This window comes from Cupriavidus sp. SIMBA_020, assembly GCF_046535395.1.
GTDB classification, from domain to species: Bacteria; Pseudomonadota; Gammaproteobacteria; order Burkholderiales; family Burkholderiaceae; genus Cupriavidus; species Cupriavidus campinensis.
Map to the genome: position 1 here is coordinate 1 of NZ_JAWRWU010000524.1, position 274 is coordinate 274.

At 41.6% G+C, this 274-nt stretch carries 1 protein-coding gene; it reads right to left on the minus strand.

All coding sequences use genetic code 11. The features are described 5' to 3' along the window. The coding region (locus SB751_RS30340) for a hypothetical protein (protein ID WP_410749065.1) at positions 1-274 on the minus strand (274 nt) is incomplete at both ends.

Here is a 274-nt window from a genome sequence, read left to right on the forward strand (position 1 = left end):
GTTGGCTTGCTTATGTTGTTCGTTATTCTTTGTACCTCGAGGCTTGTCACCTTGATACTCACGCTTATGCACTGATTTTGCTTGGTTGCTTGTGGTTAGCCCAACGTTATTATTCGATGTACTATCGTCATACAATGAGTGTTCTTGTGTTTTGCCTGAATCAGCAATCGAGTCGTTAATAACCGCCATTTCTGCATCGCTCAAATGACGCCATTGCCCTACTTTTAACCCTTTAAGGGTTACATTCATAATACGCACACGCTTTAATGTAACC